General features: G+C 66.1%; 15 protein-coding genes. 6 read left to right on the top strand and 9 right to left on the bottom strand.

Annotated elements, in window-relative coordinates; all coding sequences use genetic code 11:
• Window positions 1–21 precede the first annotated feature (21 nt).
• The 8 genes from astA to NRG23_RS08080 form a co-directional block, all read right to left on the bottom strand.
• On the bottom strand, window positions 22–1,056 hold the full coding sequence (gene astA / locus NRG23_RS08115; RefSeq protein ID WP_009048183.1) for an arginine N-succinyltransferase: 1,035 nt from the start codon (window positions 1,054–1,056) through the stop codon (window positions 22–24).
• A gap of 58 nt (window positions 1,057–1,114) precedes the next feature.
• The gene (locus NRG23_RS08110; protein ID WP_009048184.1) at window positions 1,115–2,131 is read right to left on the bottom strand and encodes an arginine N-succinyltransferase; all 1,017 of its coding nucleotides are present in this window, start codon (window positions 2,129–2,131) and stop codon (window positions 1,115–1,117) included.
• A 192-nt stretch (window positions 2,132–2,323) separates the two neighbouring features.
• Window positions 2,324–3,667, bottom strand: a complete 1,344-nt coding sequence (locus tag NRG23_RS08105) for an APC family permease (protein WP_016702750.1) — start codon at window positions 3,665–3,667, stop codon at window positions 2,324–2,326.
• Between the two features lie 193 nt (window positions 3,668–3,860).
• Window positions 3,861–4,613 (bottom strand): N-formylglutamate amidohydrolase, encoded by a 753-nt coding sequence (locus tag NRG23_RS08100; protein WP_028682915.1) that lies wholly within the window; start codon window positions 4,611–4,613, stop codon window positions 3,861–3,863.
• The gene (locus NRG23_RS08095; protein WP_103330816.1) at window positions 4,597–5,943 is read right to left on the bottom strand and encodes a glutamine synthetase family protein; all 1,347 of its coding nucleotides are present in this window, start codon (window positions 5,941–5,943) and stop codon (window positions 4,597–4,599) included. The genes NRG23_RS08100 and NRG23_RS08095 overlap by 17 nt, the downstream gene beginning before the upstream one ends.
• Window positions 5,940–6,584 carry an isochorismatase family cysteine hydrolase gene (locus NRG23_RS08090; RefSeq protein ID WP_081362122.1) on the bottom strand — a complete coding sequence of 215 codons (645 nt, stop codon included), beginning with the start codon at window positions 6,582–6,584 and terminating at the stop codon, window positions 5,940–5,942. Before NRG23_RS08090 ends, NRG23_RS08095 begins: the two co-directional genes overlap by 4 nt.
• A 2-nt stretch (window positions 6,585–6,586) precedes the next feature.
• Window positions 6,587–7,441 carry a MurR/RpiR family transcriptional regulator gene (locus tag NRG23_RS08085; RefSeq protein ID WP_009048189.1) on the bottom strand — a complete coding sequence of 285 codons (855 nt, stop codon included), beginning with the start codon at window positions 7,439–7,441 and terminating at the stop codon, window positions 6,587–6,589.
• Between the two features lie 169 nt (window positions 7,442–7,610).
• Window positions 7,611–8,477: a LysR family transcriptional regulator gene (locus NRG23_RS08080; protein WP_257374332.1), complete on the bottom strand. Its 867-nt coding sequence runs from the start codon at window positions 8,475–8,477 to the stop codon at window positions 7,611–7,613.
• 94 nt (window positions 8,478–8,571) lie between these two features.
• Between NRG23_RS08080 and NRG23_RS08075 the strand changes: the two genes are divergently transcribed.
• From NRG23_RS08075 to NRG23_RS08050, 6 genes are all read left to right on the top strand, one after another.
• The gene (locus NRG23_RS08075) at window positions 8,572–9,135 is read left to right on the top strand and encodes a DUF4865 family protein (protein ID WP_216311565.1); all 564 of its coding nucleotides are present in this window, start codon (window positions 8,572–8,574) and stop codon (window positions 9,133–9,135) included.
• 94 nt (window positions 9,136–9,229) lie between these two features.
• Entirely contained in the window at window positions 9,230–9,793 is a 564-nt protein-coding gene (locus NRG23_RS08070) for a histidine phosphatase family protein (RefSeq protein ID WP_257374331.1), read from the top strand.
• A gap of 179 nt (window positions 9,794–9,972) precedes the next feature.
• A complete protein-coding gene (gene cobF / locus NRG23_RS08065; protein WP_257374330.1) occupies window positions 9,973–10,737 on the top strand; it encodes a precorrin-6A synthase (deacetylating) in 765 nt (254 codons plus the stop codon).
• Between the two features lie 338 nt (window positions 10,738–11,075).
• A complete protein-coding gene (locus NRG23_RS08060; RefSeq protein WP_009048194.1) occupies window positions 11,076–11,855 on the top strand; it encodes an ABC transporter substrate-binding protein in 780 nt (259 codons plus the stop codon).
• A 298-nt stretch (window positions 11,856–12,153) separates the two neighbouring features.
• Window positions 12,154–13,266, top strand: coding sequence for a succinylglutamate desuccinylase/aspartoacylase family protein (locus NRG23_RS08055; protein ID WP_009048195.1), 1,113 nt, complete (start codon window positions 12,154–12,156; stop codon window positions 13,264–13,266).
• A 119-nt stretch (window positions 13,267–13,385) separates the two neighbouring features.
• Window positions 13,386–14,102 carry an alpha/beta hydrolase gene (locus tag NRG23_RS08050; protein ID WP_257374329.1) on the top strand — a complete coding sequence of 239 codons (717 nt, stop codon included), beginning with the start codon at window positions 13,386–13,388 and terminating at the stop codon, window positions 14,100–14,102.
• A 47-nt stretch (window positions 14,103–14,149) separates the two neighbouring features.
• On the opposite strand, the gene NRG23_RS08045 is transcribed toward NRG23_RS08050, so the two are convergent.
• Window positions 14,150–14,725, bottom strand: coding sequence for a hypothetical protein (locus NRG23_RS08045; RefSeq protein ID WP_053268645.1), 576 nt, complete (start codon window positions 14,723–14,725; stop codon window positions 14,150–14,152).
• Between the last annotated feature and the right edge of the window lie 47 nt (window positions 14,726–14,772).

Here is a 14,772-nt window from a genome sequence, read left to right as displayed (position 1 = left end):
GCCAGCGCCGTCATCAGGTTTTCAGGCCGCCGCTGCCTTGGCCTGGGTGGCGAGCAGCGGCACGGCGCGCACCAGGTCGCCGGGTTGCAGTTGCAGGCGCTTGGCGCTGAGGCGGTCCACCAGCAGGCAGCCGGACACCAGGCGGCCGCGGGCGCTGGTGACGCGGCAGCTTTCCAGGCGGCGGTTGTGGATCAGCCAGGTCGGCGCGTCGTCGTCCGGGGTGCCCACCAACAGCGGCAGCACCTGGCTTTCGCGCACCGCGCGGACTTTGCTCAGCTCGGCCTCGATCACCGGCCCGCCGTCGAAGATGTCGATATGGCCCTGATGGGCAAACCCTTCGTGGCGCAGGATGGCCAGCGCCGCCTCGGCGTTTTCGTGAGCCTGGCCGATCGCGGCCTGGGCCGGTTCGCTGAGCAGGCAGGTGTACAGCGGCTGGCGCGGCAGCAGTTCGGCGATAAAGGGTTTGTGGCCGAGGCTGGAGAGGTGGTCGGCCTGGACGAAATCCATCTGCAGAAAGTGCCGGCCCAGGCTGTTCCAGAACGGTGAGCAGCCGTTCTCGTCGCCCTTGCCGCGCAGCTCGGCGATCAGCTTGTCGCCGAACAGGTGCGGGAACTCGGCGACGAACAGCAGGCGCGCCAGGGACAGCAGGCGGCCGTTGCTGTCACGGCGCTGGTCGGGGCGCAGGAACAGCGAGCAGAGCTCCGATTGGCCGGTCATTTCATTGTTCAGGAACAGGGTCGGGATCTGCCGCCGGATCCCCAGGTTCGGCGCCGAATTGACGGTCATGCCGACCCGGTAGCTGTACCAGGGTTCGCGCAGGCCCACGGCGCCGGTCAGGGCGCTGATGCCGACCACTTGCTGGTCGTCGTCTTCGAGCACGAACAGGTAGTCGGCGTCGGCCCGTTCCACCTGCTCGGCAAAGGTCCGCTGGGCCCAGCGGATCCGATGGGTCAGGCGATCCTGGTTGGCCGGCAGAGTGGTCAGCCCCAGGCCCGCGCGCTGGGCCAGGGCCATCAGCGCGGGCAAGTCAGTCATGCGTACCGGGCGAACGATCATGATGCAGCTCCTTCTGCGCGCCTGTTGTGGCGGCGAATGCAAACGTGTCCGGGATTCTTCATAGGGCGACCAGCCGTACCGGGTCGCCGGTTTGCAGTTGCAGGGCCTGGAAGCTTTCCGGGTCCAGGTTGACCAGGTCCCCCGGCGCTTCGTCCAGGTGCACCAGGGCGGCCCGGTATTGCCCCAGCCGCTCGTTGCTCGCCAGCCAGGCCCGGCCGCTGCCGCTCTGCGGGCCCGGGCAGGCGTTGGCGATCAGGCTGTGGCGGATGGAGCGAACGCCGTTGTGGCGGGCGTACAGCGTCGGGCCGCCGTCGAACAGGTCGACATAGTGGTTGGCTTCGAACCCCTCGCGCAGCAGGATCTCGTAGGCCTCGCGACCCTGCGGGTGGACCTGGCCGATGCAGTCCTGGGCCGCCTTGGGCAGCATCGGGATGTAGATCGGGTATTGCGGCATCAGGTCGGCGAGGAAGCTGCGGCTTTGCAGGCCGCACAGGCGCTCGGCCTCGACATAGGGCAGGTCGAAGAAGTGCTTGCCCAGGGCATCCCAGAACGGCGAGTGGCCATCGTCGCTGCTGTAGCCGACGATCTCGGTGATGCTGGTGTCGGCGAAGCGCGCGCCATGGGCGGCGATAAACAGCAGGCGGGCCCTGGAGAGCAACTCCGCCATGGGCGTGCCGACCAGGTCCGGGTCGATATGAAAGCCGCGCAGCAGGCTGTGGTTGCTCAGGTCCTGGCACAGCGACAGGGTCGGCACGCCGTGCTGCACGTTCAGCTCCCGCGAGCTGCTGACGAAAGGCCGGTTGCGCAGGCTGTAGAACGGCGCGGAAAACCCGGCCATGGCGAGGATTTCCGAGCAGCCGCGCAGCTGGCCGCGGGCCGGGTCGTGCAGGACAAAAAAGTAGTTCTCCGGCCCCGGCGCCTGCACGTTGGCGGCGAAGGAGGCGCAAGAGTCGAGAATCTTGTCCAGCAGGTGCTGTCGATCGTCCGGCAGGGACGTCACCCCCACCAGGCTTTCACGGGCCAGCCGTTGCAACTCCGGCAAATCGTCTGGCGCAACTGGGCGTAAGACCAGCATGGATGTACTCCTGTATCAAAATGATCGACGCCTGGTCGCGAGACCCGGGGCGCCGAACCTGACAATCACTGTCGGTTTCCACGCATTACTGCCACGGCCCGCGAGGGCGGGCGGTGGCACGCAGGCACCTGTCGGCGCCCGCTCGGATTCGCCGGGGCACCTTCATGGTGCCGCGGCGGCCGGGGGTGTTGATTAAAGTGGATCGACCAGCGCCGTATTGGCGCCCAGCTTGTTGAGGAAAAACAGGTAGACCAGGCCGATGGCAATCCAGATGCAACCGAGTTTCTGCGCATCGACCCCCATGTTGTACATGATCGCGCAGACAATTAGGAAGCCGATCACCGGACAAATCAGGTGACGCACCACTTGGGCCGACTTGTTGCGGCGCCAGTAGTGATTGATCACGGTCAGGTGCAGCAGCATGAAACCGCTCAGGGCGCCGAAGTTCACCAGGGAGGTGAGGGTGTCCACCGAGTTGATGAACAGGTAGCAGATCAGCAGCGACAGCACCGCCACTAGGTAGATGCTGACGTGCGGCGTGTTGTGCCTGGGGTGGACCTTGGCCAGGATCTTCGGCAGCTTGCCGTCGCGGGCCATGCCGAACAGCAGGCGCGACACCGCCGCTTGCGAGGTGATGGCGACCGCCACGCCCCAGGCCAGTGCGGTGGCCACCGCGGTCAGGGTCGCCAGCCAGCTGCCGCCGGCGATTTCGGCGATCTCGTAGAAGGCGGTGTCGGCCGACTTGAAGCCCATGCCGGCGGCCAGGTCGGTGGCGATCCAGGTCTGCACCACGAAGATCGCGCCCATCACCAGCAAGGTAATCAGCGCGGCGCGGCCGACGCTCTTGCCCGGCTCGCTCTTGATCTCTTCGGCCAGGGTGGAAATGGCATCGAAACCGAGGAACGACAGCACGGCGATCGACACGCCCTGCATCAGCATGCCGAAGTGGAAATGCTCCGGGCTGTACAGCGGCGCCAGGGTCAGCTGGCCGTTACCGGTGCCACCGTGCAGGGCGTTCCAGGCGTAGAACAGGAAGATCCCCAGCACCACCAGCTGCGCCAGGAGAAACACGATGTTCATCCGTGCGGTGAAGGTGATGCCGCGCAGGTTGACGAAGGTGGCGCTGACCAGGAACGCGAGGATGAAGCCGACCTTGGGAATGTCCGGGTACAGGTGGTTCAGCGCCATGGCCGCATAGACGTACAGCAGCGGCGGGATCAGCAGGTAGTCGAGCAGCATCAGCCAGCCGGCGATGAACCCGACATGGGGGTTGAGCCCGCGCTGGGCGTAGGAGTAGACCGAGCCGGCGATGGGAAAGGCGCGGGCCATGCTGCCGTAGCTGAGGGCGGTGAAGAGCATCGCCAGCATGCCGATGATGTAGGCCAGCGGCACCATGCCCGGTGCTTCCTGGTTCACGTAGCCATAGACCCCGAACGGGGCGATCGGGATCATGAAAATCATCCCGTAGACCACCAGGTCGCGCAGCGTCAGGCCGCGCTTGAGTTCCTGTTTGTAGCCGAATTCTTCAATCTCCATGAAGAGGTTCTCCTTGTCAGCCAAAGGGGGGGCGGATGCCTGACGCTGATGTCGATGGACGACCTGGAGCGGCAGGCAATGTATTTGAACCTGGCAGGTTTAAAGACACGCCACGGCGGTTTTTATAGTTGTTGTACCGGTACAGCAAACAGCTTTTTTACAACCACAGCTCCATCCTGATTCACAGCCTTTTCTACAACAGCGGCGCCAGATAATCCGTCCAGCACTGTATGGCTTGCGGGGTGCGCAGCAGGTCGTTGCGCACCTCGATCAATACCGAATCCAGCCCGCGGGCATCGCCGTGGGCCGGCACGGTCATGTCGCCCAGGGCGTCGATCTTGTACGGCTCGTTGCCGGCGATCTTCACGTCGTGGACCGACATGCCTTCCAGCAGGCGCCGGGCGTAACCCTCGGCGCGATCGAACAGCACGCCCATCTCCAGCGTGCGGCGCTGGCCGTAGTACAGCGGGGTGAAACTGTGGATGCCCACCACCCGCACCGGCCGGCCCGCGGCCAGGCGCGCATCGATCAGCCCGCTCAGGCGCGCATGAAAGGGCCTGAACAGCTGCTTGCGGCGATACTCGCGGGTGGCTTCGTCGAGGTGCTGGTTGCCCGGGATCTGGTAGATCTCGCTCTGCAACGGAATGCTGTCGTGGGCCTGGCACGGGCGGTTGAGGTCGATCAGCAGCCGCGAATAGTTGGCCGTCAGCAGGGTGGCGCCGAGGGTCTGCGAGAGGTTTTCCGCCAGCTCCAGGGCACCGGGGTCCCAGGCGATGTGCTCGCGCGCCGCTTCCGGGTCCAGGCCGAGGTCGTTGAGCGCCGCCGGGATATAACGGCTGGCGTGCTCGCAGACCAGGATCAGCGGGTGCGCGGAGTCTTCTCGCAGCAGCCGGTAGGCCGGTCGGGTGTACAGCCCCAGTTCAGCGGTTTCAGTACAGGTGTGCATAGTGCTCACAGAGTTGGGCAGGGGTCAGGTGCTCGGTCAGTTTCACTTCCTGGTGTTTGACGGCGAAATAGGTTTCCAGCAGCGGGGCTGGCAGGGCTTGCAGCAGTTCCGGGCAGTTGCGCAGGCAGTCCAGCGCCTGCGGCAACGAGGCCGGAAGGGCGACGATGCCGCGCTCCTGGCGCTGTTCTGCGCTCAGTTCGTCCGGCACTTCGTCGGTCACGGCGCGCAGGGGCAGCTTCTGTTCGATGCCCAGGCGCCCGGCGATCAGCACCGCGGCCATGGCCAGGTGCGGCGAGGCGGTGGCGTCCAGCGCGCGGAATTCCAGGTTGTACTGCGGCGCCACGGGCTTGCCGCCGATGCTCACGGTGGGGCAGATGCGCAGCGAGGCTTCGCGGTTGCGCTGGCCCAGGCAGGCGTAGGAAGCGCTCCAGTGATGGGGCTGCAAGCGTGCGTAGGAAATCGGCGTTGGCGCGGTAAAGGCGCAGAGCGCGGGCAGGAACTTGAGCACCCCGGCCGCCCAGAATTGGCCGAGGGACGACAGGCTGTTGGCCCGTCCTTCCTCATACAGCACCGGCGTGCCATCCAATTTCTGCAGGCTCAGGTGCAGGTGCACGCCATTGCACACTGCGTGTTCCGCGGTCTTGGGTGCGAAGCTCAGGCCGTGGCCGAGTTGCCGGGCGATCTCGCGGGTGATCTCGCGCACGTTCACCGCGCGGTCGGCGGCGGCCACGCCCTGGGTCGGGCGGCAGGTGATTTCGTACTGGTGCTTGCCGTATTCGGGCAGGAACATTTCCGGCTCGACGCCCGCGGCGCGCAAGGCGCTGAGCAGCCAGCCACCGAAGTCCGCGCCCTGGCGCTGGGCCTGCAGGGAGAAGGCCAGGCGTTCCGGTTGCGCGGTGGCACTGTGCAGGTTGAATTCGTGCTCGAAGGCGGCGGTGATCTGCAGCCCCAGCTCGCTGGCGTAGCGCTGCACTTCGTTGCGCAGCAGGGTGCGCGGGCAGGCGGCCCAGGGCTGGCCGTCGGTCTCGCAGATGTCGGCGTGGATAAAGTCCAGCGGCGAGGCGCTGGCGTCCGGGCCGTTGCCGACCTGGACCCGGCTGGCCAGGTCGGGGATCAGCCGCAGGTCGCCACGGGCGCCCCAGGGGTTGGGCTCGGCAATGATGTCCTGCGGGGTCAACGCGCTGTTGGCCGGGACCCAGCCGCAGCCGGCGCTGGTGTAGCTGTCCAGTTCGTCGCTGGGGAACGAGCGGCCACGGCTGACGCCGATCAGGTCGGTGGTGAGCAGGGTGGTCATGGCCACCGGCTGCAACGGCTCGTTGTTCCGGCTCATGCCTGCATCTCCCGCAGGCGGCCGAGCACGGTCCGGGTATCGGTGATCCAGCAGTAGCCCTTGATCGCATTCAGGCAGGCCTGGTGCCGGGCGTCGGTGTAGGTGGCGCAGGCGTCTTCCACCAGGGTCACCAGGTAACCGCGGTCGGCGGCGTCGCGCACCGCCATGTCGACGCACTGGTCGGTGACGATGCCGGCGACGATCAGGTGACGGGTCTGCAGGTTGCGCAGCACGTAGTCGATGTTGGTCGAGTTGAAGACCCCGGAGGAGGTCTTGGGCAGGACGATTTCGTTCTCCTGCGCCGCGAGTGGCTCGATGATCGCCGCCTGCGGGCTGCCCTTGGGCAGGTGCATGTCCGACAGCTTGTGGTCCAGCGAGCGGTCGCGGCCATCGGCGGTCAGGCTTTCGATAATGGTGTGCAGCACGTTCTGCCGGGCGCCGCGCATGGCCGCCAGGAGCTTCTGCTGGTTGGGAATCACCTGCTCACGGGTGCGCTTGATGAAGTACTCGGCGTCCGGCACCTGCAAATGCGGGTCGAGCTGCGGGTCGAGCCAGGCCCGTTGCATGTCCACCAGCAGCAGGGCGGTGTGATCGAGGGTGAATGGCAGGTCGCGGGGCGAGTGGTGGGGAAGGCAGACCATCCTTATTTGTCCTCCAGCAGGTGAGTGGCGAATTCGTTGCGCAGGGCGTCGATGCCTTCCAGGCGTCGGTCCAGGTCGGTGCTGCGCAGGCTCAGGCTGGCGACCAGCGCCTCGACCTGGGCCAGGGCCGGCACCAGGGTGTCGAAGGCCGAGGCCGACTCCACCGGGGCGCTGATGATCAGGTCCGCCAGCTCCCGCAGGGGCGAGGCGTAGATGTCGGTGAACAGCACCACCCGCGCATGCCGCGCCTTGGCCGCGCTGGCCACGCGCAGGGCCTGGCTCTGGTAGCGGCGGTAGTCGAACAGCAGGACGATGTCCTGGCGCTGCACGTCATACAGGCGGTCGGGCAGTTGCGCGTTGTCGTCCAGGGCCATGCAGCCGGGGCGCATCAGGCGCAGGTGATTGAGCAGGTAGCTGGCGAGAAAGTTGCTGAAGCGCCCGCCGTAGCAGTACAGCGCGTGCCGGCTGTCCAGCAGCCAGTCGACCAGGATGCGCACGTCTTCGGGCTGGGTCAGGGCCTGGGTCTGTTCCAGGCTGCGCAGGCTGCCTTGCAGGTAATGGCTCCAGGCATCGTCCCGAGGGACCTGGGCCCGCGGTTGCAACAGGGTGCTGGGCGAACGCAGGCGATCGTCCATGTCGCTGAGCAACGCTTCCTGGAACTGCGCATAACCGCCGAAGCCGAGTTTTTTCACCAGCCGCACGATGGTCGGGTCGCTGACGCCGGCGTGTTCGGCCAGCCGCGACATGGGCCCCAGGCCGTTGCGCGGGTAATGGTCGAGCAGGGCACGGATGACCTTGCGCTCCGAAGGCGTGAGGTCGAGGGCCGGGTCGGTGATCTGGTCTCTGAGAGACGGCATAAAACGCCTTCGCGAGTGGAATGTCGTTTTTGTTTCACTGAAAGTGAAAACAGTATTTATGTAATTTACGCTACATGTCTAGTGAAAAATGGAAGCGCCCGCGAACGCCCTAAAAGAGGGCGAAAAAGCCCAGGTTTATTGGCTGTTCGAGGTTTTTTGGGGCACGCCATCAGCGCGGCAGGGTGCCGCGAAAGGCCGCGCTCAGGGCGCGCAGGGTTTCCTCGGAGCGGGCGTCGGTGGGCCGCGCAAGCAGGACGATTTCGCTGACCGGCAGCAGCGGCAGGCCGAGGCATTCGCCAACCTCCACCGCACCGGCCGGCGCCACCCGATGGGCCAGCGCCGCCACTCCGAGCCCGGCGCTGACCGCGGCGCAGACGGCCATCACGCCACCGCCGATAAACACTTCGGTCCAGGGAATGCCGGCGTCGTCCAGCACGCGCACGGCGATATGCCGCACGCCACAGGGCGCGGCCATGGTCGCCAGCCGCAGCGGAGTGCCTGGTGCCTGTTGCCAGGCCGGCGCGGCGAACCAGCCGAAGCGCTCGACCACCAGCACTTCGCCGTCCTGGCGCGCGCCTTCGTTGCGCACGATGACCGCGTCCAGTTCCTCGCGGTCGAAGGCCGCCGTCAGGTCCCGGGAGGAGGCGATGCGCACCTCGATGATCAGCAACGGATCGTAGGCGGCGATGCGGCTCAGCAGTTGCGGCAATTCCGCGCCGGCGACGTGGTCGCTGATGCCGATGACCAGCCGTCGCGCCGGCGCCGCCTGCATGTCGCCCAGGGCCCGCTCATGGGCGCGCAGCAGTTCGCGGGCGGCCTGCATGAACTGCTCGCCGACCGGGGTCAGGCGCACATGCCGCGGCGTGCGCTCCAGCAGGCGATAGCCGAGGCGTTCCTCCAGGCGCTTGAGCTTGAGGCTGATGGCGGCCTGGGAGGTGTCCAGCGCCTGGGCGGCGCGGGTGAAGCTGCCGAAGTCGGCGATCAGCACGAAGGCGTGCACGGTGTCGATGTCCAGCGGCCTGAGGGGTTCGCTCATATCGGATACTTATCGCAGATATATTTGCCGATATCTTGTTGTAATGGCTGGTCCTGCGCAAGCTGGCAACACCTTCACGCACAGGAGCATCGCCATGTTGGCCAAACAGTATTCACACCGCCTGCCCGCCGATTACGACATGGGCGTGATCCGCCATCGCGCCGCGGATCGCGGGCCCTTGTGGGACGAGGTCGACGGTTTGCTGTTCAAGGTCTTCGCCGGCCAGGAGCGGGGCGTGCACGGCGCGCGGCATAACCTGTACGCCTCGATCTACCTCTGGGCCGATCCGGCGGGCGCCGCGCGGTTTCTCATGGGCAGCGGTTTCGACAGCGTGATCGACTCGTTCGGCCGTCCGCACATCGAGTCCTGGTTGCCCCTGGACTGGCGCCGCGGTTCCAGCAACCAGGCGCGGACCCTCTATCGCGAACACCTGGCGATCGATCCGCTGGCGGACCGCGCCAGGTTGCTGGCCGAGCAGGTCGAACACAATCAACGGCTGGCCGATGACCCGGACACCTTCGCCGTGTTCGTCGCCCTCGACCTGCAGGCCTGGGAGCTGGTGCGCTTCACCCTTTCGGCCAGCACGCCCGACCGCACACGCGGCGCCGAGCGCTACGAGGTGCTGTACCTGGCCCGGCCAGGGCTCGCCAGCGCTTAAGTCTGGCGGCGACAAGTTGGGAATCCCCCGGCGACACATGATACAAACGCAGCCACATTGCCCCCTGCGTCCATTCAACGTCGAGAGATTCCCCGTGCCGGCCACCCGCTTGACCCTGATCTGCCATGCCCGAACCGTCGCCCAGAAGCTGGCGCGTTTTCCGCTGGACGAGCCGCTGGAGATGGACTGGCAGGCGCTGGCGGGCTCGCGGGCCGCGGCGTTCAAGCGTGCGCCGCGCCTGCTCAGCGCTCCTGAGCAACGGGCGCGGCAGACCGCTGCCTTGTATGGCGCCAGCGTGGAGACGGTGCCGGCGTTGCGCGACTGTGACATGGGCCGCTGGCAGGGCCTGGCCCTTGACGATCTGCAGCGTGAGCAGCCCGAGGCCCTGCAAACCTGGCTGGCCGACAGCCACTCGGCGCCCCACGGCGGCGAGTCGGTGGCGCAGCTGTGCGAGCGGGTCGCGGCGTGGCTGGCGACGCTGAGCGAGCAGCCCGGGCATGTGCTGGCGGTGACCCATCCGCGGGTCATCCGCGCGGCGCTGCTGCACGTCATGCAATGCCCGCTGGCCAGTTTCAATGCCATCGATGTCGAGCCGCTGGCCCAGGTCGAACTGCGCTTCAATGGCCGCTGGAGATTGCGCCTGGATCAGCGCGATTAGCGGGCTTGGCTCGGCGTGGCCTGGGGATTTTTTCGCGAGCAAGCTCGCTCCTACCGGGTTGGCGCAAATCATGGTAGGAGCGAGCTTGCTCGCGATAGGCCGCAGAGCGGCCGCCCTGTGACGCGCCGTCACAACCCAGCCATACTCCATCCCCCGAGCAGCACCCGAGACCCGCTCCCATGAAAACCCTCCTGATCATCGGCATCGGCGCCGGCAACCCCGACTACATCACGATGCAGGCGGTCAAGGCGCTCAATCGCACCGATGTGTTCTTCCTGATGGACAAGGGCCAGAGCAAGGACGCGCTGATCGACCTGCGCCGGGAAATCTGCGAGCGCTACATCGAGCAGCCCGGCTACCGGTTTGTCGAAGCGCAAAGCCCGGAGCGACTGCGCGGCGCCGAGGTGGATTACCAGGCCAGCGTCGCCGAGCTGAACCGCGACAAGCAGCGCACCTTCGAGCGCCTGATCGACGAGGAACTGGCGGACGGCGAAACCGGGGCCTTCCTGGCCTGGGGCGATCCGGCGCTGTACGACAGCACCATTCGCATCCTGCAGGCGATCCTGGCCAGCGGCCGCTTCGCGTTCGAGTTCGAGGTGATCCCCGGCATCACCAGCGTCCAGGCCCTGGCGGCGCAGCACAAGGTGCCGTTGAACCGCATCGGCCGCTCGGTCGAGATCACCACCGGCCGGCGGCTGGCGGCGGGGCAGGTGAGCGATGCCGACAGCCTGGTGGTGATGCTCGACGCCGAGGATGCCTATCGCCAGGTGGCGGACCAGGACCTGCAGATTTACTGGGGGGCTTACCTCGGCACGCCGGAGGAAATCCTGATCGCCGGCCGGCTCAAGGAGGTCGCCGGGCAGATCCAGCAAGTGCGCAAGGCGGCGCGGCAGGCCAATGGCTGGATCATGGACACCTATCTGTTGCGTAAGCCCGAGGATTGAGGGGGCTTCTATAGGTGCGAGGCTTGCCCGCGATAGGGTATTCGGTCGGCGAGGTACAGGTTCGACGCTCTCTGCCCAAGACGTTCTCCACACGACTTGCAGGTCGCAATCCAGGCACGAAAACCCGAAAACATGCAGGGATCGGCGGGGTTTTCCGCGGTCATTGCACCAGCACAGGGCGGGCTCGGCGTCGTCCTGATCGGGAAGTGGTTTTTCTGTAAGTATTTGTCGCATAAACACAATTTGCCGCCCGGGCGCCGCTCTAGACTGCTGGCCACTTCGATTTCCCCCAATCGAACCTTTCTGCCAATAAGAGCCTCCGTCTACGGGAGTTATAAATGAAGAAGCTTGTGATGTTCGGTGCCCTGGCACTGTCCATGCTGTCCCTGACCGCCGTGGCTGACGATGCCAAGCCGATCCGCATCGGTATCGAAGCCGGCTACCCGCCATTCTCGATGAAAACCCCCGACGGCAAGCTCACCGGCTTCGACGTGGATATCGGCGATGCGCTGTGCGAGCAGATGAAAGTCAAATGCACCTGGGTCGAGCAGGAATTCGACGGCCTGATCCCGGCGCTGAAAGTGCGCAAGATCGACGCCATCCTGTCGTCCATGACCATCACCGACGATCGCAAGAAAAACGTCGACTTCACCATCAAGTACTACCACACCCCGGCGCGCTTCGTGATGAAGGAAGGCACCGAGGTCAAGGACCCGCTGACCGAACTCAAGGGCAAGAAAGTCGGGGTGCTGCGCGCCAGCACCCATGACCGTTTCGCCACCGAAGTGCTGGTGCCGGCCGGGATCAACCTGGTGCGTTACGGCTCCCAGCAGGAAGCCAACCTGGACATGGTGTCCGGTCGCATCGACGCGCTGCTGGCCGACTCGGTCAACCTCGACGACGGTTTCCTGAAAACCGACGCCGGCAAGGGCTTCGCCTTCGTCGGTCCCGAGTACAACGATCCGAAATACTTCGGTGGCGGCGCCGGCATCGCCGTGCGCAAGGGCGATACCGCCCTGGCCGAGAAATTCAACACCGCCATCACTGAGATCCGCGCCAACGGCAAGTACAAGGCCGTGCAGGACAAGTACTTCAAGTTCGACGTCTACGGCGAGTAATTCGCTGCACTGAAAAAGGCGGCTACCGTGAAGACGGCGCCGCCTTTTTTGTGGGTGCGATTTGCCGGCCCGAACAGGAGCAGGGCGATCCCCTGTAGCCGCTGCCGCAGGCTGCGCCAAGGTCCGCAGGACCTTCAGCGATCTTGAGGGCGTCACGGCCGTGCCAGCCGAACGCAGCCTGCGGCAGCGGCTACAGGAAGCTCGCGCCGCCTGGCAGCGGACGACGACCTTTTCACGGCCGCGCAAATGCCTCAGGCTACGGCCCCCGCCGAACTCCATTTTTCTTCCGGAGCCCTTCATGCAACGCATCGACCATTCCTTGCCCTGGAGCCACCTGGGCACCCAGCGCCAGCTCAGCGTGTTCCGTTTTGGCAGCGGCAGCCGCAAGGTCTATATCCAGGCCAGCCTGCACGCCGACGAACTGCCGGGCATGCGCACCGCCTGGGAACTGAAAAAACGCCTGAGCGAACTGGAAGCCCAGGGGCAGCTCAAGGGCGTGATCGAACTGGTGCCGGTGGCCAACCCCATCGGCCTCGACCAGCACTTGCAAAGCAGCCACCTGGGGCGTTTCGAAAGCGGCAGCGGGAAGAATTTCAACCGCGCCTTCGTCGAGCTCAGCGGTCCGGTGGGCGACCTGATCGGTGACCGCCTGGGCAGCGATGCGGCGGCCAACGTCGCCTTGATCCGCCAGACCATGGGCGAAGTCCTCGACCGCCTGCCGGCCCCGGCTTCGCAACTGCAAGCCCTGCAGCGCCTGCTGCTGCGCCACGCCTGCGACGCCGACATCACCCTCGACCTGCACTGCGATTTCGAGGCGGCGATCCATCTGTACGCGTTGCCCCAGCACTGGCCGCAGTGGCAGTCCCTGGCCGCGCGGCTGAAGGCCGGCGTGGCGCTGCTCTGCGAGGACTCCGGCGGCAGTTCGTTCGACGAATCCTGCTCCACGCCCTGGCTGCGCCTGGCCCGCGACTTCCCGCGGGCAGCGATTCCAGCGGCCAACCTCGCCACCACCCTGGAGCTGGGCAGCATGGGCGACACCCGGGTCGAACAGGCCCAGGCCAACTGCGAAGCGATCCTCGGTTTTCTCGCCGAGCAAGGGTTGATTGATGGCCACTGGCCGGCCACTCCGGACGCCTGTTGCGAGGGCATGCCGTTCGAAGGCACCCAATACTTGTTCGCCCCGCACCATGGGGTGGTCAGCTTCCTGCGCGAGGCCGGCGAGTGGGTGGAACGGGGCGACGCGATCTTCGAGGTGGTCGACCCGCTGAACGACATCGTCACCGTGGTGCGTGCCGCCACCAGCGGCGTGCTGTTCGCCCTGGACCGCAGCCGCTACACCGAGCCGGGTATCTGGCAGGCCAAGGTCGCCGGCCGCGAACCGATCCGCAGCGGCAAGCTGACCAACGATTGAAGCCGGCCTTGATATTCAGGTGGTTCCCTGTAGGAGCGAGCTTGCTCGCGATGGCCGCTACGCGGCCAAAACAACCAGGCAACGGGCGCTTTCCCCCGGTGTCATCAGAAGGACATCCCATGTTCAAGTTCCTGGCCCTGTTGCTGCTGTGCGTGTCTGCCTCCGTCCAGGCCCAAGGCGCACTGCACGACGACCTGCCGCTGCTCTATCTGGAACAGGCCCCGGCCGACGCGCGCGACCGGCCCCTGGTGATTTTTCTCCACGGCTACGGCAGCAACGAAGAGGACCTGTTCGGCCTCAAGGACGGGTTGCCGGCGGACTACACCTACCTTTCGGTCCGGGCGCCGCAGACTGTGGAAGAGGGCAGTTACCAGTGGTTTCACAAGCAGGGCGAAGGCGCTTATGACGGGGTGACCGCCGAGTTGGCCGACAGTGCCAAGCTGATCGACGCGTTCGTGCGGCAGGCGGTCGCCAAGTACCACACCCGCACCGACCGGGTGTTCCTGGTGGGCTTCAGCCAGGGCGCGATCATGTCCTACGAGCTGGGCCTGCGCCATCCCCAGGCGGTCCGCGGGATCGCCGCGCTGAGCGGGAAGATCCTGCCGGTGCTGCGCTCGCAGCTCAAGAGCGGCGAGGGCCTGGAGCGGTTGGCGATCTTCATCGCCCATGGCACCGCGGACATGCGCCTGCCTTACAGCGACGGTTCCGAGGCCGACAGCCTGTTGCGCGGGCTGGGCCTGGCGCCGCAATTCCATGCCTACCCGGGCGTCGGCCATACCATCAGCGACACCGAGCTCCAGGACCTGAACCGCTGGTTGCTCAGCCTCAACCCTTGAAGCGGGTGAGCCCGTAGCGGCCGCTGTCGCTGCGAGTTCCTGAGGGCTTACTGGCCGACGATCTGGCTGACCAGCTTGTCGTGATTGGCCTTGTCGTTGATCCGCGAAATCACCTGCACCACCGCCATGCGGTTGCCGGAGCCGGCGAGCAGGGTGGAGCTCTGGGTCATGCCGCCGCCCTGGGTCGCGGTGCTGTCGATCTGGCGCAGGCCGAGGCCGCCGCGGGTCATGCTTTTTTCGCTTTGCTTGCTGAAATCCGGCAGGGCCGCCGCCTGTTGCGAGAGGAAGCCCGAGACCGCGCTGTCGAGGAACTGCGCGTCGTTGTCCTTGGCCTGCACCGCATCGGGGATCAGGTTTTGTGCGGCGATGACCACGGTCTTGGTGCTGGCGTTGGTGTACATGGTGCCGGTGGCGCCGGCGGTGCCGCTGGCTTCGTCGCCGGCCGGCAGCGGGTTGGCGATGAAACCCTTGGGCAGGCTGAACTTGAACTTGCCGCCGAGCATCGAGACGGTCTCGACCTTGGCCTTCTTGTTCGTCGGCTGGGCCGCGGACACGTCCAGGGCGCTGAAACCGGCCAGCGCCGCCAGGACCAGGACCGCGGCGTGTTTACCGAACAGGGGCATGCAGATTCTCCAGAGTGAACGCGTTGGGGCGCGCATCTTCCCATGGC

The organism is Pseudomonas sp. T8 (assembly GCF_024610635.1).
In the GTDB taxonomy this organism is placed as follows: Bacteria; Pseudomonadota; Gammaproteobacteria; order Pseudomonadales; family Pseudomonadaceae; genus Aquipseudomonas; species Aquipseudomonas chlororaphis_I.
Note: the sequence above shows the minus strand (reverse complement) of the source record. Positions and strands in the feature narration are given on the sequence as shown.

Coding starts and splice junctions, on each gene's coding strand:
- NRG23_RS08105 (WP_016702750.1), bottom strand. CDS start 3,667: ATGGAGATTGAAGAATTCGGCTACAAACAGGAACTCAAGCGCGGCCTG.
- NRG23_RS08050 (WP_257374329.1), top strand. CDS start 13,386: ATGTTCAAGTTCCTGGCCCTGTTGCTGCTGTGCGTGTCTGCCTCCGTC.
- NRG23_RS08045 (WP_053268645.1), bottom strand. CDS start 14,725: ATGCCCCTGTTCGGTAAACACGCCGCGGTCCTGGTCCTGGCGGCGCTG.
- NRG23_RS08055 (WP_009048195.1), top strand. CDS start 12,154: ATGCAACGCATCGACCATTCCTTGCCCTGGAGCCACCTGGGCACCCAG.
- NRG23_RS08110 (WP_009048184.1), bottom strand. CDS start 2,131: ATGCTGGTCTTACGCCCAGTTGCGCCAGACGATTTGCCGGAGTTGCAA.
- cobF (WP_257374330.1), top strand. CDS start 9,973: ATGAAAACCCTCCTGATCATCGGCATCGGCGCCGGCAACCCCGACTAC.
- astA (WP_009048183.1), bottom strand. CDS start 1,056: ATGATCGTTCGCCCGGTACGCATGACTGACTTGCCCGCGCTGATGGCC.
- NRG23_RS08060 (WP_009048194.1), top strand. CDS start 11,076: ATGAAGAAGCTTGTGATGTTCGGTGCCCTGGCACTGTCCATGCTGTCC.
- NRG23_RS08075 (WP_216311565.1), top strand. CDS start 8,572: ATGTTGGCCAAACAGTATTCACACCGCCTGCCCGCCGATTACGACATG.
- NRG23_RS08080 (WP_257374332.1), bottom strand. CDS start 8,477: ATGAGCGAACCCCTCAGGCCGCTGGACATCGACACCGTGCACGCCTTC.
- NRG23_RS08090 (WP_081362122.1), bottom strand. CDS start 6,584: ATGGTCTGCCTTCCCCACCACTCGCCCCGCGACCTGCCATTCACCCTC.
- NRG23_RS08095 (WP_103330816.1), bottom strand. CDS start 5,943: ATGAGCCGGAACAACGAGCCGTTGCAGCCGGTGGCCATGACCACCCTG.
- NRG23_RS08100 (WP_028682915.1), bottom strand. CDS start 4,613: ATGCACACCTGTACTGAAACCGCTGAACTGGGGCTGTACACCCGACCG.
- NRG23_RS08085 (WP_009048189.1), bottom strand. CDS start 7,441: ATGCCGTCTCTCAGAGACCAGATCACCGACCCGGCCCTCGACCTCACG.